Origin of the sequence: Flavobacterium quisquiliarum (assembly GCF_019308285.1) — a bacterium.
GTDB lineage: Bacteria > Bacteroidota > Bacteroidia > Flavobacteriales > Flavobacteriaceae > Flavobacterium > Flavobacterium quisquiliarum.
The window spans coordinates 66854-91354 of record NZ_WWEM01000012.1 but is presented as its reverse complement, the minus strand read 5'-3'; the positions used below and the strand labels follow the sequence as shown (position 1 = coordinate 91354).

Annotated in this window: 14 protein-coding genes and 1 pseudogene; 13 read left to right on the top strand and 2 right to left on the bottom strand. The window is 33.5% G+C overall.

All coding sequences use genetic code 11. From position 1 onward, the window contains the following. Positions 1 to 60 precede the first annotated feature (60 nt). From GSY47_RS04255 to GSY47_RS04215, 9 genes and pseudogenes are all read left to right on the top strand, one after another. Positions 61 to 759, top strand: coding sequence for a DUF1826 domain-containing protein (locus GSY47_RS04255; protein WP_179003704.1), 699 nt, complete (start codon positions 61 to 63; stop codon positions 757 to 759). Between the two features lie 27 nt (positions 760 to 786). After that, positions 787 to 1425 (top strand): MEDS domain-containing protein, encoded by a 639-nt coding sequence (locus tag GSY47_RS04250; protein WP_179003705.1) that lies wholly within the window; start codon positions 787 to 789, stop codon positions 1423 to 1425. A 212-nt stretch (positions 1426 to 1637) separates the two neighbouring features. Next, positions 1638 to 2222, top strand: a complete 585-nt coding sequence (locus GSY47_RS04245) for an O-methyltransferase (protein WP_179003706.1) — start codon at positions 1638 to 1640, stop codon at positions 2220 to 2222. Between the two features lie 954 nt (positions 2223 to 3176). Continuing rightward, positions 3177 to 3638, top strand: coding sequence for a hypothetical protein (locus tag GSY47_RS04240; RefSeq protein WP_179003707.1), 462 nt, complete (start codon positions 3177 to 3179; stop codon positions 3636 to 3638). Between the two features lie 573 nt (positions 3639 to 4211). Next, positions 4212 to 4765: pseudogene (locus GSY47_RS04235) on the top strand (REP-associated tyrosine transposase). A 104-nt stretch (positions 4766 to 4869) separates the two neighbouring features. Beyond that, positions 4870 to 5331: a hypothetical protein gene (locus GSY47_RS04230; RefSeq protein WP_179003709.1), complete on the top strand. Its 462-nt coding sequence runs from the start codon at positions 4870 to 4872 to the stop codon at positions 5329 to 5331. Positions 5332 to 5393: 62 nt separating this feature from the next. Then, entirely contained in the window at positions 5394 to 5918 is a 525-nt protein-coding gene (locus GSY47_RS04225) for a hypothetical protein (protein ID WP_179003710.1), read from the top strand. A gap of 104 nt (positions 5919 to 6022) precedes the next feature. Then, positions 6023 to 6322 carry a toxin-antitoxin system YwqK family antitoxin gene (locus GSY47_RS04220; protein WP_179003711.1) on the top strand — a complete coding sequence of 100 codons (300 nt, stop codon included), beginning with the start codon at positions 6023 to 6025 and terminating at the stop codon, positions 6320 to 6322. A 328-nt stretch (positions 6323 to 6650) separates the two neighbouring features. Continuing rightward, on the top strand, positions 6651 to 6818 hold the full coding sequence (locus GSY47_RS04215) for a hypothetical protein (protein ID WP_179003712.1): 168 nt from the start codon (positions 6651 to 6653) through the stop codon (positions 6816 to 6818). A gap of 118 nt (positions 6819 to 6936) precedes the next feature. Here the strand turns inward: GSY47_RS04215 and GSY47_RS04210 are convergent, their stop codons facing one another. Beyond that, entirely contained in the window at positions 6937 to 7344 is a 408-nt protein-coding gene (locus tag GSY47_RS04210) for a helix-turn-helix domain-containing protein (protein WP_179003713.1), read from the bottom strand. Between the two features lie 181 nt (positions 7345 to 7525). Between GSY47_RS04210 and GSY47_RS04205 the strand changes: the two genes are divergently transcribed. The 3 genes from GSY47_RS04205 to GSY47_RS04195 all read left to right on the top strand — a co-directional run bounded on the left by GSY47_RS04205 (position 7526) and on the right by GSY47_RS04195 (position 9685). Continuing rightward, positions 7526 to 8086: a hypothetical protein gene (locus tag GSY47_RS04205; RefSeq protein ID WP_179003714.1), complete on the top strand. Its 561-nt coding sequence runs from the start codon at positions 7526 to 7528 to the stop codon at positions 8084 to 8086. A gap of 268 nt (positions 8087 to 8354) precedes the next feature. After that, on the top strand, positions 8355 to 9005 hold the full coding sequence (locus tag GSY47_RS04200; RefSeq protein WP_179003715.1) for an outer membrane beta-barrel protein: 651 nt from the start codon (positions 8355 to 8357) through the stop codon (positions 9003 to 9005). A 305-nt stretch (positions 9006 to 9310) separates the two neighbouring features. Beyond that, positions 9311 to 9685: a DUF2141 domain-containing protein gene (locus tag GSY47_RS04195; protein ID WP_246611260.1), complete on the top strand. Its 375-nt coding sequence runs from the start codon at positions 9311 to 9313 to the stop codon at positions 9683 to 9685. A 52-nt stretch (positions 9686 to 9737) separates the two neighbouring features. Here GSY47_RS04195 and GSY47_RS04190 read toward each other — a convergent pair whose 3' ends face one another. After that, positions 9738 to 11741: a GAF domain-containing hybrid sensor histidine kinase/response regulator gene (locus GSY47_RS04190; protein ID WP_246611259.1), complete on the bottom strand. Its 2004-nt coding sequence runs from the start codon at positions 11739 to 11741 to the stop codon at positions 9738 to 9740. A gap of 684 nt (positions 11742 to 12425) precedes the next feature. Between GSY47_RS04190 and GSY47_RS04185 the strand changes: the two genes are divergently transcribed. After that, entirely contained in the window at positions 12426 to 24434 is a 12009-nt protein-coding gene (locus GSY47_RS04185) for an MBG domain-containing protein (protein ID WP_179003716.1), read from the top strand. Positions 24435 to 24501: the final 67 nt, after the last annotated feature.

The following is a 24501-nucleotide window of genomic DNA, read 5'->3' as shown; positions in this document are numbered from 1 at the left end:
ACTATTTGGCTGGGTATTCTTTTTGTATTATATAAAGCTTTTAAAACAAAAACAAAACTAGTGAACCATACCTTTTCTGAAAACCATCAAGTTCAAACAGTATCTTCTTTCGTTGATCTGGTACATACCAATTTCAAGGGAGAAATGAATGCACTTTGCTGGTACAGAAATTTGGATGGTGATTTCAAAGAGATTGCAGAAAAGTTATCCTTAAAAGAAAATATTACAGAAGTTTCTCCTGAAGATTTAGTAGCACTTCAACTTTCAGAAAAAGGAAATATAGCAAGGGAAATAATCCTAAATGATTTACAATTATTAACGGATTTTGGTGCTTCACCTTCTCTTAATTTGTTGAAGTGTTACGAACGTGATGATGAATTTGATTTCATTTCTACCGATGTGTATTCGTTTCATGTAGATCGTTCGCCTATTGCAACAGATACTTTTTTATGTACCTATCACGGAGCTGCAAGTGATATTGTTGCAAATTCGCAGGCAGAACAAAAAATTCTGATTCCAGAAATCCGCGCCAAGCTAAAAGAACTCCACGATGGACCAGACGAAGATTTCGAAGACTTTTTAAAGGAAAATTTTTTCGATTTACATTATCAGCTTCATGAAAATGCAGAACCTATTAATTTAGGATTAGGACATCTTTGGCGACTGGCTGTAGATCATCCCGAGCAGGAAGTTTTGCCTTGTGTTCATAGAGCACCTAGAGAAAATGATGCTGAATATCGGTTGTTGTTAATTTGTTGATGAAAATTAATTACGTATATTTGATATATGAACAAACAGGCACCTTTTTCGGTATGTGGAGAATCATTGTCAGCTCCAATGCACATTTGTGGTTTTTTCGATTCGAGAGAACAGCAATATGAAGTAATTATTCCTTATATTTTGGAGGGACTGGAAAAGAATGATAAAGTAATTAATATTCTAGAAGGAAACCGTCATGGTGAGCATTGCCGCTGTTTGACTGATAACGGAATATCGATTACTGAAAAACTGCTTAGAGGTCAATTGGAAGTTTTGGCTTCTGAAAACACTTATATCAATGGTGGTAAGTTTGTTGCAGATGAAATGTATGATTTGCTGGAAAAGTCTTTATTATCATCTTCAAGAGCTGGGTATGATAGTGTTAGAGCGTGTGGTGATATGGTGTGGGCACTCAAAAACCTACCAGGAACAGACGAACTGTTAGAGTATGAAGCGAGACTAAATCTACTAACTCCAAAACATTCTTGTTCCTTAATTTGTATGTACGATATCAGTAGTTTCAGTGAAAGTACACTTAAAGATATATTACTTACACATCCTTACGTAATCAAGGATGGAAAGATTAGCAAAAATCCATTGTATGTTGAGCCTTCGGCATTACTTTCTAGTCTTTCAGATTTGCGGTCAGGTTCGCTTAAATCTTAAAGCATTTATCTTTTATTTCTCTTAGTTTAACTTTTCAAAGAGTTAATCTGGATAGCTGTGGGATCCCAAAACCTTTCGTTTTTTTTCATCTGTTACGATATACTTTGCGTTCACCGATTACAAAACTGCGCGATCTGAGGACAATCAAAAAAAAGTAAACTTGTAAATTTAAACTATTACTGAATATTATAAATTGTATTTTTAACTAAAAAATGGAACAAAAACTTAAACTGGAAATTCTACAGCTATATAATCAATTTAAGGAAGAAGATGGTAAAAAGGTGGACAGAATTGAAAAGTGGAGAAATCTAGAACCAGAATCTGCTGAATTTATATCAATACTAATTAGAACCCAACAAAGTAAAAATGTTTTAGAACTAGGTACATCAAATGGATTTTCAACTTTATGGTTTTCGGATGCTTTAAAAAGAACGAATGGAAAATTAGTTACAATTGAAATAGAAGCAAAAAGAACTGAATTGGCAAGAAAATATTTGACTAGTTTTAAGCTAATTGAAAATGTTGAATTAATAACTACTGATGTAAAAGACTTTTTAATTGAAGCTGATCCTGTTTTTGAAATTATATTTTTGGATGCAGAAAGAAAATATTATATAGAATATTGGATTAATCTAAAAAAATTACTTGATAAAAAAGGAAGTTTGTTAATCGTTGATAACGTTTTATCTCATAAAGATGATGTTTCAGAATTTATTTCGCTCATTGAAAATGATGAGAATTTTATAATTTCAACAGTAAACATTGGTGCAGGACTTTTATTAGTTACTAAACAGTAAAAAATATTTTGATAGATTTTCGTGCTTATATTTTCATTAGTCGATTTTTAATTTTTTATAATGATTTTAATTGGTTTATTTTTCCAGGGGAGATTCTTGAGCTATTTAAACTTTTTCAGGGCGATACAATTAGCAAAAATCATTGCATGTAGAAAGCAACGATAGCGCGGATTTGCAATCCTTGCCCGCAAAGATTGGTTAGTTCTCGTTGTAAATATAAAAAAGCATATTACTTTGTGTAATTTTCGTTTGAATGATTGTTTTGTATCTTAGTGTTGCGGGCATGAATTGCAAATCCGCGCTATCGGGGTTTGATTGCAAAATGTATCGTTCCTACGGAACTTTATTAAAAGGCTTTAATTGATTTCAACGGATTAAAATCCGTTGCTACAATATTTGTCTTTCCTACGGAACTTTTGTGAACTGCTATTTATTATTTGAAAGAAATAAAATCTATTGCTGGAATATATTTTCATTGCAACAGAATTTTTTAATGTTTGTCAATAGGCTTTCTATTGTTTGAGAAGAGCCATAGGCTCGGTACATTTTGTAGGGCCGGATTTTAATCCGGTTAAAAAATAGATATGCCCTAATTTAGAGAGCCATAGGCTCGGGGCATATTATCCATACAATATCCCAATCGCCTAGATCTATCTCCACAACGATAGCGCGGATTTGCAATCCGTGCCCGCAAAGATTGATTAGTTTTGGTTGTAAGTAAAAAAAAAGCATATTACTTTTTGTAAATTTTGTTTTAATGATTTGCTTTGTGTCTTACTGTTGTGGGCACGGATTGCAAATCCGCGCTATCGGGTTATAAATATTTAGATAAAATCTCTGAATCAATTGGCGAAAATTCGAATTATCTAAAAAATGAAATAGATTTATATGTTGAAACATATTTTTCACAGTACAACAACAATAATTATCTAATAAAATTAAATTATTAATATTATGGCAACAACATTTATTGAATATAAAGATCATAAGGGCTTTTGGATACATGAATCATTTATGCAATTAGCTTTTCATTATATGTATGATGAAATAAAAAAAACTGAATATAATTTTACCAATAAAAATCAGTTATTAGACGAAATAAAATTCCAAATCGACGGATATTCTTGTGGTAGTGTTTCATTAGGCTGGTATGGATTTGTAGAAAATAATCTTGAAAAACAATCTATGATTGTAGCTTTACAAAATATAAAAACATATTTGCAAAGCCTAGGAACACACATATCCATATTTCAACTACAATCAGTTCCTACTGAAGACGAAGATTTCAAAAGATTATATAGTAGGAACCCCTTTCCTGTTTCAGAATTAACTAAAATATTAAATGCTCTTATAGAGATGATCAAAGGAACTTGGATTTCAACAAATTATGATATGCAAATCGATTATAAATATTAAAAAAACAACGATAGTGCGGATTTGCAACCCCGATCACGCAGATTTAGCTCCACAATGATCGCGCAGATTTGTAATCTGTGCCCACAAAGATTTGGGAGGACTCTTTGAAAAAATATTCGCACAGATATATTTCAGCATCGATAGCGTAGATTTGTAACCCGATCGCGCAGATTTAGCTCCACAACGATAGCGCGGATTTGCAATCCGTGCCCGCAAAGATTGGAGAGTACTCTTTGAAAAAAATGTTCGCACAGATATATTTCAGCATCGATAGCGCAGATTTGCAATCTGTGCCCGCAAAGTGACAACCCGATCGCGCAGATCTATCTCCGCAACGATAGCGCGGATTTGCAACCCGATCGCGCAGATTTATCTCGGCATCGATCGCGCGGATTTGCAATCCGTGCCCGCAAAGATTGGAGAGTACTCTTTTAAAAAAAATGTTCGCACAGATATATTTCAGCAACGATAGCGCAGATTTGTAATCTGTGCCCGCAAAGTGACTCCTTCAAACTTCTACAAATAAAAAGTAAAATTTCATGCTATACTTTTTATTTTTATAGGAAAAAAGACATGTCGACAAAATACAAAGCAACAACAACCGAGGAAGCATATTTTATAACAATAACTGCTGTAGGATGGATAGATATATTTACAAGACTAAATCAAAAAAATATTTTAATAAATGCACTAAAATATTGTCAGGACAATAAAGGTTTAGAAATTTATGCCTATTTCATTATGAGCAGCCATATTCATTTGCTCTGTAAAGGGACGAATGGTTTTGTATTATCTGATATTGTTAGAGATTTTAAAAAATTTACATCAAAAAAAATAATACAGACTATAATAGATGAACCCGAAAGCAGAAGAGAATGGATGCTGGAGTATTTCCAGAAAGCATGTGAACATTTAAAAAAGAATCAGGCTTATAAAGTATGGCAAATGGTTACCATGCAGAACATATTTACAGCAATAAGTTTATAAAGCAAAAAATAGATTACATCCATAATAATCCTGTAAAAGACAAAACTGTCAGTTCGGCTGAGGATTATTATTTTAGCTCGGCAAGAAATTATTCAGGCTTAGAAAATGATTTAGAGGTTGTTTTGTTATACTTATTCTGAAACTTGCTAACTTTTGAGTTTACTCAGCTTTGCGGGCACAGATTGCAAATCTGCGCTAACGAACGGTAAATAAAAAAACGTAAATTTTGTTTTAATGATTTGCTTTGTGTCTTACTGTTGTGGGTACGGATTGCAAATCCGCGCTATCGGGTTTAAGGCATATAACAGAAACTTTAAGTGAATTAAATGCAGTTATTGCAGGACACCTAGATTATTTGAATTGGGGTACAGATTTATTTTATGTATCTTCCGATGCTACAATATCTCGGTACGGAGACTTTGACAAAGTAGAAAGATACGAAGTGCCTACCTTAGGCTTGAGAGATTTTTTAATAGAGCTAAAGAATTTTAAAGAACAATGTCATGCAGGGGATCATTATAAAACTATAATAGGTCAGGCATTTACCGCAATAAAAAACAATCCACTACAATATAAAAGATGGCCAACATCAGATATATACTATTTAATTACCTTGAATAATATAACAGTTACTTTGGTTTTGGAACCTAATGATTTCAATTTAAAAGAAAGTCAATATGTTGCTCAATTAAAAAGTGAATTTTAAACTCCAATCGAGTAAATTTAGCTCCGCAACGATAGCACATTTGCAACATTAAAAGATCAAATATGTCATATGAGTATCAATTAACAGTAACAAGATATTATACACAAAGATATGTAATGATTGGAGTTGGTTCTTCAGATTTAGAACAAGCATCATCTTTATCTGAAATGTCAATAAATGAGATTACAAAGACACTAGCAGAATTAAATGCGGTTATTTCTGGAGACCTAGAGTATTTAGATTGGGGTACAGATTTGTTTCATGTATTTTCTGAAGTAGCAGTATCTCGATATGGAGATTTTGACAAAGTAGAAAGATATGAAGTATCTACTATAGGCTTGAGAGATTTTTTAATAGAACTTAAGAAATTCAAAGAACAATGTCTTGCAGGTGATGATTATAAAGCAATAATTGGTGAAGCCTTTGCTACAATAAAAGTCAATCCATCAAAATATAAAAGATGGCCAACATCAGATACTCATTTTTTAATTACTTTGAATAATATAATTTTTAGTTTAGTATTAGAATCTAATGATTTCAATTTAACACAAACTCAGTATGTTGCTCAATTAGAAAGAGAATTTTAACCTGATTGCGCAGATTTTTCTCCACAACGATAGCGCGGATTTACAACAAAGATGCGTAGACTGTTTTTATATAACAGACTTATTAACTTTTATAAATAAATAAAATGAATGTAAATTTTGAAAATATAGAAATTGCCAATGTAGATGCGGGAGGGGGATTAACATACCATTATGATGGTCTTCCTTTTACAGGTACAATCGTAGAATATAACAACAATGGAGTATTGATAGGAGAATTCATTACAAAAAATGGCAGTAAAGAGGGCAGAATAGCTCTATATTATAATAACGCCCAAATTATGGATGAACATTTTGGAAAGGATAATCGTTTGTATGGCATTTATAAAGAATGGGATGAAAATGGAAATTTATTAAGTGAGGTTGATTGTGGACCACAACCTTAATACCCAATTGCCCCCGCTGGCGCGAGCGTCTCGCTCGTGAACGCAAAGTTGTCTCGTCCTGAAAAAATTATCTTTTTAATTTGTACTGATTTTAGAGATTAGTAATTAATCTTCTTCGTCTGTGCACGAGCGGGACGCTCGCGCTAGCAGAGGATTACTAGTCAAAGATTTAATATAATATTTTATAAAAATGAAAATCATAAATAAATATCCAATACTAACAGAAGTTCGAAAAATCGATGAGAATTCAATTTCATTAAAGTTTATCGATAAATATAATAACGATCAAAATAAGAATGTATGTATACTAGAAATTATTGGAAAAGATATGGCAAAAAATATAGAGCTAATTAATGAATACCATCTTAATTTCCCAACTGTAATTGTAGATGATGGGGAATTGACTTTTTATAGTGGATATTTGGACGAGTCGCCAGATTGGGGAGATTGGACAAGTGCATTTTCATTGTCTTTCGAAAAGTATGATTTTATATGATATCTTCTCTCTTAGGAGTTTTTATATAATGGTTCCAGGCTTCAGAGTTATAACACTTCCAAAACAAAAAAGAGACTTTTTTAAGCCTCTTTCTAAAATTACTATTTTTCTATAAGTTTTATTTCCCAATCAATTTCTCCAACCTAACCATCATCTCATCTTTCTCCTTCAACATCCTTTCATACAAAGCAATTTTTTCTTCGTGAAGCGAAATCAATTTATCAATTGGATTAATAGTACAATTGATATATCCAGAATTGTTAGCAACAGATCCTTCATGAAAAGTATTTGAAATAATATTTATCGCTTGTTCCTCATCAAAATTTTGAAAAGCTTCAACAGGAATTTTTAATACAGCAGAAATTTGTTTTAGCAGGTTTTCTTCAATTACATCTTTTTGCTCCAATATCGAAATTTTCTTTTGCGTCCAGTCTTCGCCCAGATCATAAGCCAAAGCTTCCTGCTTGATGTTAAGCATTTCTCTAAAACGTTTTACGTTTCTTCCCTGATGTATTTTCTGTTCCATAATGAATATTGGTTTTCTATAGGCTCAAATATAAAGCCATTTGGGCTAACAATCGTGAGTTTCAAAGATAAAAAAATATCTCAAACGATAATTATTTTGTCAGAATATTATAGATGTTTCTAGAATGGATTATTCTTTTTAAACAACAGAATTTCGCTACAAAATTTTAAATCGATTGAGAATGAAAAAGAGTAAAATAGCCTTAGAAACCAGTTTTTGGGCTGGGAATGAGGCAAAAAATGCGTTTAAAGCCATTCATTTCTTTTTTGCCTTTGCACACCTGGATTATTACAAACAGAATGTAAGTGAGATGCTAATGTACAGTTATAAAACAAAAGTGTATAAACAGGACAATCCTTCTGATGTTTTCATTTTGTATAAGGTAATCAAATCATTCTTTAAAGTTGGTTTTTGTCTGAAAGAGAAAAGCAGAAAATGGAAAGTAAAAGAGCCTTCACAAAATGAAACAGTTTTTCAGCTTTCTTCCCTAACAAAAGAAGAATATGAAAATCCTTTTATTGTATTTCAAAAAGCATTTGAAGAAAAAACGTTGGAAGAATTTGAACTATTTCTAGGTCTAATCCTAGAACATTCTTTGTCTCCCATTGACGGATATCCAGAATCTGACGTAACGACACCTTACATTCATTTAATCAAAATGCTCGATGCAGCCGAACTAATAAAAGAAAGAGGAGTAGAGAAAATCAAGAAAACGCATCGGATTGATGCTGCAACGGAATAAAATATTCTTTTACTCCAACTTTAAAAACTGATTTTATTGAGTTTTAAATAACTGTTTTGTAATAAGTTGCCTGTTTTTAATGTAAATATCCCATAATATGGTTTCATTTTATAATTTGAAACCTAATTGGCTTCGCATTTTTACATAAAATTATTTTAGTAAAATAACTTTGGATAGAAATAAGGCCTTAATTCAATAACTAATTCATTTTCTATTAACTAACGGGCTTTAATAATAACTCCATTATTACAAACTAAAATTAAAAATTATGAAAAAGTATCATGTATTAGTTGTATTTTTTTTGTTTTCGCTTGCGGTGTCGGCACAAAGCAGCCAATCGTTTTTGCTTAATCTGTACGGAGGATATACTTTTTCCGACAGAGTAGATTTTGATTCTTCCTACGCAAGAGTAGAAGATGGTTTTGAGTATGGAATTGGTCTGGAATATTTTATAATGGATAATGCTTCCGTAGAGTTAAAATATAACAGACTTGATACGAGAATGCCTTTGTATACAAAAATTCCTTTAAGCGAAGGCAGTATTCCTGCAGGAACTCAGCTTAATGCCGGTGATGATAAAGGTGCTATCAATTACATACTGGCAGATTACACCTATTATTTTGGCTCAAGCTCTCAGAAGGCACTTCCTTTTCTTGGTGCGGGTGCAGGGGTAGCCATACTAGAAACGCCAAGAAGTGGCAACGGAACGTATTTTGCATGGGAGGTTAAAGCGGGAGTAAAAGTAAAAACCAATTCGCCAGTATCAATTAATCTTCATGCTTATCTACAGTCTATGTCGGCAGCTGTTGGATATGATTATTACTGGGACTATTATTGGGGACCAGTGGCTGTTAATGATTATGTATCAACATTTCAGTTTGGACTTGGCATTGCACTAAGTTATGATTTCAGTAAATAATCAATACTGTATCAAATTCTTAGCAAAGCTATAGAAGCAGGTATAAACAGTAATTTATTTTGAATGTTATTTGCTTACAGATTAAGACAGGTATTTTTTATAGCTGTCTTTTTTTATGGAATTTTAGAAAAATAGAAACGAATCTTTTTGTTATCAAGGAATGAAAAACAACATGATAAAAATCATAGCTGACGTTGAAGGTTCTTGGTAATATTGTTATCATTTTTCTATTCCTTAAACAATCAAAAATAACAATCATTATAAAATTCTTCGTTTCCGTTTTTCTGCTAAGCAGCACTTTCGCATTGGCACAAAACTCAAATCTTACGATTAATGTTTCTAATTTAAAAGACAACACAGGAGTATTGGTAGCAGAATTATACAATTCTAAAGAAAACTTTCTAAAAAAAGCATACAAAACGGGTTCATCTGTAATCAAAGTAAATACTGCTTTAGTTCAATTTACAGGAATTCCAACTGGAGAATATACGGTTTTGGTATATCAAGACAAGAATAGTAATGGCAAACTGGATAAGTATTTTATAGGAATGCCCAAAGAGCCAGTAGCGTGCTCTAATAACGCAAAAGGATTTATGGGACCTCCTAAATACGAAGAGGCAAAATTTAATGTTGGTGCAACCGATACAAAGATTACTATCAAGATGGGGACTTCTCATTAAAATAAACTTCTATTTATCGAAAAAGATAAGGTTGGAACCTGTAAAGTTTTTGCTAATAACTGTTTTTTTCTTTTTGCAGTTCTTTTATAATTTCCTGAATGCTGCAGTGAAGTATATCGAGATTGTTTGCAGTTTCAGCAGTAAATTCTTTTTTATGAGCCTGATTTTCAATAAAATAGAGTTCTGTACTTAGACTTTTTAGAAGGAAAAGATGCAGCCATACCTGAAGTTGCTCTGCGGTTTGCAATACTAGTCTAAAATCTTTTTGATAAACAGCCTGTTGTAGTTGTTTTATTTCAAGAGGAGCTTTCTCAATAAACTGTGAGGTTACTTCTTTTTTCCAGCCAGGTTTTACAAGGTCAGTTTGTTCAATTGCTGATAAATCGGCTTTGGAAGGAATAAAAGGACGTTTCTCTTTTTTTAAGGCTTGTTTGATGGCTTCCAGAAGTTCGTGTTGTTTAAAAGGTTTTGGTACATAACCGTCCATTCCTGCATTTAGACAACGGTGTTGTTCACCAGCAAGAGAATGTGCTGTCATGGCTATAATTGGAATCTCATTTTTGAGTTCGCCACGGATATAACGGGTTGTCTGATAGCCGTCAAGGACAGGCATCTCAAGATCCATTAATACCAAATCATAGTGATTTTTAGAAAGCAGCTTTATGCCTTCATCTCCATTTTCGGCAGTATCAATCTCAAATCCAAATCCTTCAATGACGTTCTGCGCCAGTTTCTGGTTTAAACGATTGTCTTCCAGCAATAGTATTTTAAGTCTGCCCAGATCATTTACAGGAAGTATTTTAGGAGTCTTTTTTATATTGATTGGTTTTTTATAAGCGGCTGTGAAATAAAATTCTGACCCTATTCCTTCACGACTTTTAACCTGTATTTTGGAATTGTGCAGTTCTATTAATTCTTTTACAATACTTAGTCCCAGACCAGTTCCTCCAAATTTTCTTGTAATGCCTTCCTGACCTTGTCTAAATCGTTCGAAGATGCTGTCAAGATGTTCTTTGGGAATTCCGATTCCAGTATCTCTAACAGAGAATCGTATTAAATAATCATATTCTGTTTCTCCTTTATTTTTAACAGAAATAGTTACTTCACCTTCATTTGTAAATTTAAGCGCGTTTCCTGCCAAATTCACCATGATCTGATTCAATCTGCCTTGATCGCCTGTGATGATCTCAGGGAGCTCGGCATCCAGAAACAAGTTGAATTCGACACCATGAGGAACTTTTACCTTTAGCAGGTCATATACATGTCGTAATGATTTCTTTAAATTGAAAGGTTGTAATTCAAGTGAAAGTCCACCTGACTCAATTTTGGATAGATCGAGTATGTCATTTACGATTAACAGAAGATTTTCTCCTGCCGTCTGTACATCTTGTACAAATACCTGTTGTTGTTTATCGAGTTTGGTTCCTGCCAGAAGCTCAGTAAATCCAATAATAGCATTAAGAGGGGTTCTGATTTCGTGACTCATATTGGCTAGAAAAGATTCCTTGGCCAAAATGGCACTTTCTGCAATTTTTTTCTGCCCAAGTAGTTCGTTGTTTTTTATACCAAGTTCTAAGGTTGTGATAACATGGCGTGCTACAATATGAAGCGCTCTTCTTTGGTTTTCATTTAGAGTGCGAGGTTGATGATCGGCAGCGCATAAAACTCCGACAACGTAACCTTCGGGAGTAATTAAAGGCATTCCGGCATAGAATCTTATTTTTAGACCTCCTTTAACGTCAGAATCATCTTTAAAACGTTCGCTGAGCAACGTATCATGGATTTCAACAAGAGAAGAATCCATTATGGTATAACGGCTGAAAGTAATCTCACGAGGTACAGGAGAAAATCCAAGACCTATCTCAGATTTGAACCACTGGCGATTTTCGTCTATAAAAGCAATATAGGCAATCGGTACACTGCAGATGTAGGATACCAAAGAAGTGGCATCATCAAAAGCATATCCGGGAAGTGTTTCCAGCATATTGCTGTAACGTCTTAAGATGTCTAAACGTTCGGATTCAGTATGAGGCATGGATAAAGGGGCATTTCTCATGACAGGTAGATTAAACTTTAAATTTATAAAATCATCTGGTTTAATACTTATATGTTTATACGGTATTTCTTATATAATTTACAGATAAGCATAAGTTGTATTTTTTATTTTTTTAACCGAAAAGACGTTCAGAATCGGTATTACCAGATAAAATTTAGTTTGACATGATTTGCATTTTATTTGATAACTAAATATGAGTTGATTATAAGGTTGGCGTTTTTTTAAAAAGACAATTTGTAGACTAAAATGCATAGCCATTTAAAAATGTCTCTTTTTTGTCCACCCTATTAAATAGGGTGATAAACGAAGATATTTTTAGTTTTGAGGTATATATTGAGCGCCCCATTTAATCTTAGTCCTCCATAGAACAAATAAACTTAATCCTACTTGAAAAAAATGTATCTACCATTATTTTTGATGTGCTTTAGTTCATCTATAACCTTTCAAAACACCAATATTTCATGTCTTAGAAATATTGTTGAGTGTCTGACTTCTTTTCAAACTTCTAAGAAGATGTTTAGTTTGGATAAAGAATTATTTAAAACGAATGTCAGACAGGCAGTCTTTAATGAAAAAATTTCCTTCTCATTAAATGTATCTAAAATTTACAGTTTAAGCTAACGCTGTAAATAACAGTTTCACAAATAACCAAACTATATAAATCAATTTTATTACTTACTTTTTATGGAAAAAAACTACTTATTGATTTTAAAGTCTTTAGTTTTTATATGGCATTTCTGTCTGGAGAAAACGAAAGATCTTAGGCTTTTTAGAAAGCAACCCAATTTGTCAAGGTACACGCTTGTAACTTGTTTCTTTTTCTTTACTGTTTTATTACAATCTCAAACAATAAAATATGTAACTGTAAATGGTTCTGGAAATAAAGACGGAAGTTCTTGGAATAATGCTTCTGACAACTTACAGAAAGTGATTAGTTCATCTGACAGTGGTACTCAAATATGGATTGCCAGAGGAACATACACTCCTAAAGTTGCTTTAGCACCAAACAACAGTGCACAGGACAGGAACAACACTTTTGGGCTAAAAAAAGGGGTACAATTATATGGTGGTTTTATTGGTAATGAAACAAATCTTTCTCAAAGAAACATTACTGTAAATGAAACCATACTTAGTGGAAATCTAGGTGGTGGAAACTACGCACATCATGTTATACTGATTTATGCTCTTGAAGAGAATGAGAATTACTATTTAAACGGTCTAACCATTAGTGATGGAAGAGCTGATATATGGGACTTTTATAAAATATCTACAGAAACTAAAGGAAACTCTATTAATGATAATATCAAAGACAAATACCCGGATTGGTTTGTTTCAATGACAGAAAGCCCTTATTACAATTATGCTTCATTTGGTTTGCAATTGGCAGGATTTAGTGGCTTACCTGGCATACCTTCAGTTCCGGGAGGAGACATGACAATAACGGAAATACTTAACACTTCTTACCCAAAAAGTAATGGAGGTGCTATATACAATATTAAAGGCGCTTTGACATTAGAAAATGTAACATTTAAAAATAATAAAGGAATAACCGGTGCGGCAATATGCTTACAGGAAGGTGCTCATGCCACTCTTAATAACTGTACGTTTACTAATAACATAGCGACAGATAATGGTGGTGCAATTAACTCCAGTGCTAGTTATTTGACTATTACAGGAGGAAATTTTAATAATAACAGCGCGCCTCTGGGGGGAGCTATTTCTGATTTAGATGGAAAACTTTTAAATCTAAGTAATGTAACATTTAGTAATAACCTGGCGAATAAAATTAAGACTGGTACCGGCTATGGCGGGGCTATTTATATTGAAAAAGTGAGTCAGGATAATTCGTCATCGAGGATTGTCAATAATTGTACTTTTGATAACAATAGTGCAGATGTTGCAGGTGCTATTTATGCTGACGAAAATATACGTAATCTTAAAATTACGAATAGTGCATTTACCGGTAACAACGCTTTGATGGAGGCTTCTACTACAATTGCTGGAGGTGGAGGAGCTATTATGCTTCGCAAAGTTATAAATGCAGAACTAACATCAAATAATTTTAGTAATAACAAAGCTTTAAAAAGTATAGGAGGAGGAACGTTTATAGTTCAAACAAATGGTATTACTTTTTCAGGAAACACATTTTCAGGAAATAGTTCTTTGTTAGGAGGTGCTATGTGTTTACTTGAAAACAAAAACGTAACTACTTTAAACGGAAATACATTTACAGGAAATAGTGTTACAGATACAAGCAGTTATTCTGTTTCTGGATTTGGAGGTGCTGTAGTATCTGCTAATGATAATAATATTAAGATTTCTAATAATATATTTACGGGAAATACTGCTACTAAATTTGGAGGTGCAATTAATTTTGAAACGATTACAGTTAATTCTGTTATTAATAATAATACTTTCAATACCAATACTGCTACCAAATTTGGAGGGGCAATATATGCCAATGCCATTGGGGATAATGTTACTGCTAAGGTAACTATAAACAACAACAATTTCGAAAGCAACAATGCTGTTGAAAGAGGTGGGGGAATATTATTAGCGAACATAATTACAGCTGATATACATACTAATTCATTTGTTGGAAATAAATCTAATGTAGGGGCTGTTTTAGATGTTGAAACGTATAAGAAAAGCCAATTTTTCAACAATACCGTTAAAAATAATGTTGGAACCCTAGATAGTAACGGACAATCAGGCTGTATCATTGCCGTGATTGAAGGTGTAAATAAATTCTATAATAATGTTTTCACAGGAAATGAAAGTTTTACAGCTGTTTTTTATGATAATTCAACTGTCGATTTTATAAATAACACTGTTTGGAATGAGAAACCTGGTTATAGTATTTACACGTTTAGTAAAAAAGTAAAGCTCTACAATAATATTCTTGAAGAACTTAACGGTTCAAATACTTCTGCCGATGTTCAGAATAATTCTTTCAGGTACGATAATCAAAATAAATTTGTGAATAAAAACAATAATATTCGCGAAACGAACCCTTATTTTGCTGATGCTGCCAATTATAATTTTAATTTAACAGGCTGTAGTTCCATAATAAATAAAGGGAATAATTCATTATATACAAGTGAATACCCAAATACCGATTTTGCAGGAAAGAATAGAAAAGTAAGTACCATTGATATTGGTGCTTATGAAAATGAATTGGGTGCGTCTGGCAAAACAATACCGACTGTTGTTGCAGCACAATCTTTTTGTAATGAAGCTATTGTAAACGATTTAAAAGCAACAGGTTCAAACATTAAATGGTATAGTCAGGCTGTAGGAGGAAGTCCGTTGGCAAGTAATACAGCTTTAGTTTCTGGTAATACCTATTACGCAAGTCAAACGGTTAATAGTTGTGAGAGTGATAGAGCAAGTGTTACGGTGTCGATAAGTTCTACAGAGGCTCCAACTGCACAGTCTCCGCAAAATTTTATTATTGGCCAATCTGGAGCTAAAATTGTGGTAAACGGGAGTAATTTAAAATGGTATACACAAGAAAAAGATGGTACAGCATTAACAGCAGTTCCTTCTTTAAATATGTCATCTGAAAATTCTGCTACTTATTGGGTGAGTCAAACTAATGCTAATAATTGCGAAAGTATTAGAACTAAAGTAGTTGTGAATGTAACCAAAATACCGCTTACAATTAAAGCTATTAATAAAGTAAAAGTATTTGATGGAAATGTTTACGGAAATAGTAATTATACTGTAACGTATTCAGGGTTTGAGTCTGGTGATAGTCAGGCAAATAGTATTTCTGGAACTCTTGCTTTTTCAGGTGATGCCGCTACTGCAACTGAGCCGGGTATTTATAAAATTATTCCTCAAGGAATTACTTCTACTAAATACACCGTTTTGTATGAAGAAGGAACATTAGAAATTAAATCGAATTTAATTTTAAATGATAACATTTTATATGTAAAACAAAACGGAAACGGAGATGGTACTTCATGGAATAGCGCCTTAAGTAATTTGGAAGTTGCTTTAACAAGAGCTTCTAATATTAACTCCGTACATACAGATGATAATGATCCTAAAAAGGTTAAAAAAATATTTGTAGCTAAGGGAACCTATCAACCGGCTTCAGGAAAGTCATACATAATGCCTAAAAATATAGAAATATATGGTGGATTTGACCCTGATAATGCTATTACAAATCTAACACATCAGCGTATTACCGGTAATTTAAACGATGGAAGTATTTTACGAGGAAATAATGCTTCGGTTATTAAAAATGATGGCAATGGCTTAACCAGCAATGCTCTTTTGAACGGTTTTACAATTACGAATGGTAATGCCGCTAATGGAGGTGGTATATACAATAAAAATGTTACGGCAAAATTTGAAAACTGTATCATCAGAGCAAATAATGCTGCTGCAAACGGAGGTGCAGTATATAATGAAAGCGCCAATACAACATGGACTAACTGCTTAATTATTAGCAATACAGCGCCAAATGGTGCGTCTATGTACAACAATTCATCGTTGCCTACACTTCTTAATGCTACTATAGCGGATAACACTGGTGCGCAAGGAGCGGCATTGTATAATGCAAATGGTTCTTCTGCAAGAATTGTAAATACAATTAGTGTAAAAAATAGTACAGACATTGTTAATAATGCCAGTAATCCTTCTTATGAAAACAGTTTGATACAAGGTATAGGCAATGTTACCGGCACAACTGCAGTTTTTGATACGAATTATTCGTTATCAACTACCAGTCCTGCTCTAAATACAGGTAAAAATAATGTAGCTAACTTGATTTTACCAACCAAAGATTTAAAAGGCAAATCCCGTATTATTGATACAACTGTAGATATGGGAGCTTTTGAGAGAAATAAAGTTCAAACCATAACAGCGGCTGCTCTTACAAAAAAATACGGAGATGAGCCATTTACACACGGTACTGCATCAAGCGGATTACCATTAGAGTATACATCTTCTAATAATAATGCTGTCGCTACAATTGAAAATGGTAAAATTAAAATCTTAAATGTTGGAACAGCGACTATAACAGTAAATCAACCAGGTAATACTACTGAATATGATGCTGTTAGCGGGAGTTTCTTGTTAACCGTAGATAAAGGAGTGTTAACTGTAAGTGCAGATAATAAAGTTAAAATTCAGGATGGTGCTAAATTTACCGGATTCACGGTGTCTTATTCCGGGTTTGTTTTTGCGGATACTCCGGATAATAGTTTAACAGGAACTCTGACGTATGGCGGAACTGCTGTAGACGCTACTAACATAGGTACTAATTACATCATAATTCCGTCAGGATATGCATCTTCTAAGTATAATATTACATACACTAATGGTAATTTAAGAATTGAACCAGATATTACCCTAACGGATGGTACTTTATACGTTAAAAAAGGAGCAACAGGTAATGGAACATCCTGGAATAATGCTCTTGGAGAAGTTAGAGATGCGCTGGAAATAGCAAGAATAATTAATTCAAGCACAAGTGCAACTAAAGCAACGAAAATGTTTGTATCTGTTGGGCAGTATACGTCTGTAGATAACAAGAGTTTTTATATGCTTAAGGGCGTTAATATGTACGGAGGTTTTGATCCGGATAAAGGTGTTACCACACTTTCTCATAAAAGAAAATTTGCGGAGACTATTCTTGTTCAGGGAGCCAGAGGAAACAGGGTAATCGAAAACAATGATAATGGATTAACTAATACCGACATTATTGATGGATTCACGATCGGAGGGTCTTCTGCTAATATTGCTTATGAAGGAGGAGGTATTTATAATAAAAATAGTTCTCCTACTATTGTGAACTGTATAATTAAGGATAATTCATTGTTTCCTTTCCCTTACTATTTAAGCAGAACATATGGTGGCGGAATATACAACGATAACAGTAATCCAGTACTTATAAACTGTATTATTACCAATAATAAAGTTGGAGTCGATGGAAACGAAGCTGGGAATGCCGGATATTATGGATATGGCTCGGCTATGTACAGTGTTAATAATAGTAATCCAAAATTATATAACTGTACCATTACAGATAATAGATCGATATCCGGAAACAATGGAGATGCTCCAGCAATTGTCAATCTTACAAATTCTGTAACCTCATTGTACAATTCTATATACATGAATAACAACAAAGGGGTTTCCAGCGGAATAGTTTCTTATAATAGTATTGTTCAAAAAGATGATAACATAACAGAAGGTATTTATAACAATGGTGCGACCGTTACTTTTGATGCAATATTTAAAACAAATACTAGAGCGTTAAGAGAAGACAGTTACGCAAAAGATAAAGGACAAAATTCATACTACACTTTTAATAGTCTGTCAACTTATGATATCAACGGATATAGCCGTTTATCAGGAACTATTGATGTTGGTGCAGAAGAATTGCGAACAGTTCAAAACATTACAGCTGATGACGTAGCAAAAATCTATGGAGATTTAGATTTTATTCATCCGTCAGCAACAGTTGGCAGTGGTTTACCATTAACTTATACTAAAAGTAGTAACGTGAATGTTGCTGTTATTAAAGATGGTAAAATTCAGATACTAAATACGGGTACATCTACTATTACAATCACTCAGTCTGGTAATGAAAGTTATGCGCCAACAGAAAAGACTTTTGTTCTAACTGTAGGAAAAGCAACCTTAACAGTAAAAGCAAACGATAAGACTAAATTTGCCAATAATTTAGCAATGCCAACTGCAGATTATGATGTAAACTATACAGGTTTTGTTAACGGTGATGATCGTACGAAGTTGACAGGATCACTTACATATTCAGGTAATGCAGTAGGTAAAACAGAAGTTGGTATTTATACCGATGGTATAGTACCAGGCGGATTATCTTCTAATAATTATAGTTTTATTTATGCAGCAGGAACTTTAAAAATAGTACCTAATACTAAGTTGACCAATAACATATTGTATGTAAAACAAGGAACAGTTGGCGGTGATGGTTCTACATGGGAATTAGCGTTAAACGATTTGTCATTAGCTTTACGTCATGCTACCATTCTAAATAACAATACACCAAATACTGTAAATAAAATCTATGTCGCTAAAGGTACTTATACACCAAAATACAGCGCAAGAGATAACTCCAACTTTATTGACGAAGGAAGAGACAATAGTTTCTTATTATTAGACGGCGTAAAACTATATGGAGGTTTTGACGGAAATATCACTGATGAGAGTTTAACGGACAGACGTATTCAGGAGAATAAAACGATTTTGGATGGGCAGTCTATCATCAATCATATTATTACGGTATCTAATTCAACAGGCAATAACGAGATTGATGGTTTCAGTATCGTAAAAGGTGCAGCGGCAAGCGCGGCACATGCGACAGAGGGAACTGTAACAATAAACGGAAAGGCTATTACCAGAGAATATGGAGGAGGAATACGTGTACACAGTTCTAACCTTATTGTAAAAAACTGTATTCTTTCAGAAAACACTTCAGGTTTTAGAGCTGGTGGTATGTATGTTACAGATAATTCTAATGTTTCAATATATAATACACTCTTTTATAGTAATTCAGCTTATCATGCTGGAGCAACTGGTACTTCGATAGGGGTAAATGCTGCTACTGTAAAAATTGTTAATGTTACTTTTGGAGATGATATAACTAATGCATCTCATCTTTTTACCATTGGCGCTTCGAACTTAGAAGTATTTAATGCTGCTTTCAGAGATACTCCGGGTAACAATGATATAAATAGAGAAGGAGGGACAGTTACAATTAAAAACTCTTTGCTGTCTAAAGCTCAGTCTTCATATACTTCAATGACATTAGCTAATAATTTCTATGCACAGCCTGCTGATTTTGTTGATGCAAATGCATTTAACTTTGCTTTAAAAACAACATCTGCGGCGGTCAACAAAGGAGATAATACGTTGTATGATACAGTAATTGGAGGTAGTAAAGATATTGCAGGTAACACTCGTTTTCAAAGCACTACCATAGACATGGGATGTTATGAGTCTAAGGTAATGCAAACAATTACTGCCGATGATATCACGAAAAAATATACAGATGCTGACTTTGTAATTGGAACAGCATCAAGTGGCCTTTCAGCGCTTACCTATAGTAGCGGTAATACTAATGTGGCTTCCATTACAAAAGATAACAAAATTCATATCGTAGGGGTTGGGCAAGCGACAATAACAGTTGCGCAAAATGGAGATGAAATCTATGCTCCTGCAACTAAAAGCTTTAAACTTACAGTAGGAAAAGGAGACTTTTCTGCCACTTTACAACCAGAGACATACACTTATGATGGTGCTGCAAAATATCTAAATGTTTCAGCTTTACCAGCAGGAGCTACTGTGTCTTATGAAGGAAACGGACAAATAAATGCAGGTGACTATATTGTTAAAGCAATTATTAACGGAGGTGAATATTATAATGATATTACATTGTCTAATACACTTAAAATTAATAAAAAGGACCTTTTAGGGATTTCATTTCCATCAAATACATTTACTTATGATGGTTTTGATAAACATCCTGATGTATCAGGAACTTTGCCTGAAGGAGTAAGTGTAGTTTACTCAAACACGCAAAAGAATGCGGGTGTTTATAACAATGTAAAAGCTACAATTTCAGGCTCTAATTACAACACGTTTGAATTGACGACTTCTATGACAATTAATAAAACGGATCTTCCAAGTGGAATATTTTTATTAGAAAAAGAAGAAGTTTATGATGGTACTCCTAAAAGATTATCGATTGATGGAGTACTTCCTGATGGAGCTACAGTAACTTATACCAATAATGATAATATCAATGTGGGCTCTTATAATGTTACAGTTAATATTAACGGAGGAATAAATTACAATAACAAACAGCTTATTGCTAAATTAACAATTGTAAAAGGCAATCTAACAGATAATTTCGTTCTGGCATCCAATACCTTTACTTATGACGGAAGCGAAAAATCATTAGCGATTCAAGGTAGTCTTCCTAATCAGGTATCTGTAAATTATACTAATAACAACAAAATTGAGGTTGGTACTTACAGGGTTTATGCTGTATTAAGCAAACCAAATTATAACGATAAAGTAGTTGAAGCCGATTTAATTATAGAACCAAAAACTATAAATGCGGTAGTACAAGGTGAAATATCAAAAGTTTATAATGCCAATGCTGTTATAGCGTTAAATGCTAATAATTTTGCTTTGGAAGGAGTTGTTGCTGGTGATAATGTACTAGTAGATAATCCTGCTGCCGGTGATTTAGATAATAAAAATGTTGGAGTAAACAAGCAAGTTACTATTAACAATTTAAAACTATCCGGAACTGCTTCTAAAAACTATGTATTAAGTGCAACCACTTTAGTAGCTAATATAGCAGAAGTGAAACTTAAAGAAATAGAGGTTTCATTGAAAGGAAATGCAACCAAAATCTTTGACGGAACAACTAATGCAGTTTTAACCGCTGCTAATTTTGAAATCACAGGAATTGAAGTAAATGAAAATGTAACTGTAAGCAATTCGTCATCAGGAGCATATGATACTAAAAATGTAGGAACAAATAAAACTATAACAGTTGAAAACTTAACAATTAGTGGAAATGATGTTTCGAATTATATTTTAAATTCTCAGACTGTTTCAGGACAAATAGGTGAAATTACATCAAAGACAATCACGGTAACTGCTGATGCTTCACAAGCAAAAGTATATGGTGCAGTGGAACCAGCTTTGACCTACACTGTTGCTCCTGCTTTAGTAACTGGAGATTCATTCACAGGTACTTTAGAAAGAATAACAGGAGAAAACGTAGGAACTTATAAAATTGCACAGGGAACATTGAGTGCAGGTGCTAATTATAGTCTTACCTATGTTGCTAATGATTTTAAAATTACGGCAAAACCAATCACAGTAACGGTAGATGATTCTCAAACAAAAGTATATGGAGCAACAGACCCAGCTCTTACTTACTCTGTTTCACCAAGTTTAGTTGGAAATGATGTTTTCTCAGGTGTTTTAGAAAGAATAACAGGAGAAAATGTAGGGACTTATGCCATAGGTCAAGGAACGTTGACCGCAGGTACTAATTATGCCATTACTTATATTGGTAAAGATTTTGCAATTACTGCGAAGACAATTACAGTCACTGCTGATTCACAAACTAAAGTGTATGGAGAAAATGATGCCGCTTTAACGTATTCATTCACACCAGCTTTAAAAAGTGGAGATGCATTCACAGGAACTTTATCCAGAGTTTCGGGAGAGAATATTGGTAATTATGCTATTACAAAAGGAAGTTTGAGCGCAGGTTCTAACTATAGTGTTAATTATATTGGTGGAGATTACACAATAACACCAAAAGCTATTACTGTAACTACGAATGCTTCTCAAACAAAAGTATACGGAACAACAGATCCAGTTTTTAGCTATTCGGTTTCACCAGCTTTAGTAGGAAATGATACTTTCACAGGAGCTTTATCCAGAGAAGTTGGACAGAATATCGGAACTTATGCCATCAAACAAGGAAGTTTGAGTGCAGGAGCAAATTATACAATGACTTTTGAAAGTAAAGATTTTGAAATTACACCAAAAGAAATCACGGTAACAGCTAATGCTTTACAAACAAAAATATATGGTGATGCTGATCCTGTTTTTGCCTATACTTCAAGCGAAGCTTTGGTAACTGGAGATACTTTTAGCGGAAGCTTAAGCAGAGTAAACGGCGAGAATGTTGGAACTTACACTTATACTATTGGCAGTTTAACAGCAGGATCGAATTATGTTGTCACTTTGGTTGGTTCAAATACCTTCGCTATTACAGCAAAACCAATCACAGTAACTGCTGATGCCTCCCAAATAAAAGTATACGGAACAACAGATCCGATTTTAACTTATTCGGTTTCTCCTGGTTTAGTCGGAAATGATACTTTTTCTGGAGTTTTAGAAAGAGCAATTGGAGAAAATGTAGGAACTTATTCAATAGGACAAGGAACCTTAACAGCAGGTACCAACTATGCAATTACCTATACAGGTAAAGACTTTGAAATTACTGCCAAAACAATTGCAGTTACTGCCGATTCGCAAACTAAAGTATATGGAGATAATGATGCCGCTTTGACGTATTCATTCACACCAGCTTTAGAAAACGGAGATTCATTTACGGGAACTTTATCCAGAGTTTCGGGAGAAAATGTTGGTATTTACGCAATAGGGCAAGGAACTTTGAGCGCAGGATCTAATTACGCTATTAATTATACAAGTAAAGATTATGCGATTACAGTAAAACCTATTACAGTAACGACTGATGCTTCTCAAAAGAAAGTTTATGGAACAACAGATCCAGTTCTTACTTATGCGGTTTCACCAGCTTTAGTAGGAAATGATACTTTCACAGGAGCTTTAGAAAGAACAATTGGAGAGAATGTAGGTTCTTATGCTATCAAACAAGGAGATTTGAGCGTCGGATCTAATTACACCATTACTTTTGAAAGTAAAGATTTTGAAATTACACCAAGAGAAATAACAGTAACAGCAGATGCTTCACAAACAAAAGTATATGGTGATGCAGATTCTGTTTTCACTTATACTTCAAGCGAAACTTTATTAACTGGAAATACTTTCAGCGGTAATTTAAGCAGAGCAAACGGTGAGAATGTTGGAACTTATACTTATACTATTGGCAGTTTAACAGCAGGATCTAACTATCTTGTAACTTTAACAGGTTCAGATACCTTTGCTATCACAGCAAAACCAATCACCGTAACGGCAGATGCTTTTCAAACAAAAGTTTATGGAACAGTAGATCCAGCTTTAACCTATTCGGTTTTACCTGGTTTAGTTAGAAATGATACTTTCTCAGGTGTTTTAAAAAGAACAATTGGAGAGAATACAGGAACTTATGCAATAGGACTAGGAACCTTGACTGCAGGTAACAATTATTCGATTACCTATAATGGCAAAGACTTTGAAATTACCAAAGCAGATCAGGTAATTACCTGGAACCAAACTTTAGTTTCAAATTGTGAAGGAGCAACGACAAGTATTTTAACGGCTACTTCGAATAGTGGTTTACCGATAAGTTATGTTTCTTCTAATGAAAATGTGGTAACAATTTCTAATGATGAGTTGATTTTTAATAATCCTGGTTCAGGAACTGTTTCAGCTTCACAGGCGGGTAATAACAATTACAATGCTGCTGAAACTATAGTATTGCCAGTTTTAAATAGCCAACCAAATTTGATCAAGCAACAGTTTGATAATGTTATTTTCTTTGACAATAGTTCAAAAGAATTTAAATCGTATACTTGGTACAAAGACGGAATTCTGGTTGTAGGTCAAACTTTGCAATATTATAAAGAAGTTGGAGGTTTAAATGGTACATATTACGCAGTTGCAACAAAATTAGACGGAACAGTAATAACGTCTTGTCCATTAACTATATCTTCAACAGGAACATTGGAAACAATTAGAATTTATCCTAATCCTGTTAGACCTAATGCTAGTTATCAATTGATTACCAATTTGGAAGCTGCTAAAATGATAAATGCCCGCGTTGAGGTATTTGGAATAAGCGGATCATTGGTAGATCAAAAATCAACTAATGAAAACGAGACAACTTTACTGGCTCCAGCAGTTGAAGGTATCTATATTGTTAGGATGACTTTAGCAAATGGTAAAACATTTACAAAAAACCTTTTAGTGAAAAACTAAATAATGAAAGAGTATGAAGTCCCCATTTTTATTAAATGGGGATTGATTATTCTGGTAAAAAAATAAT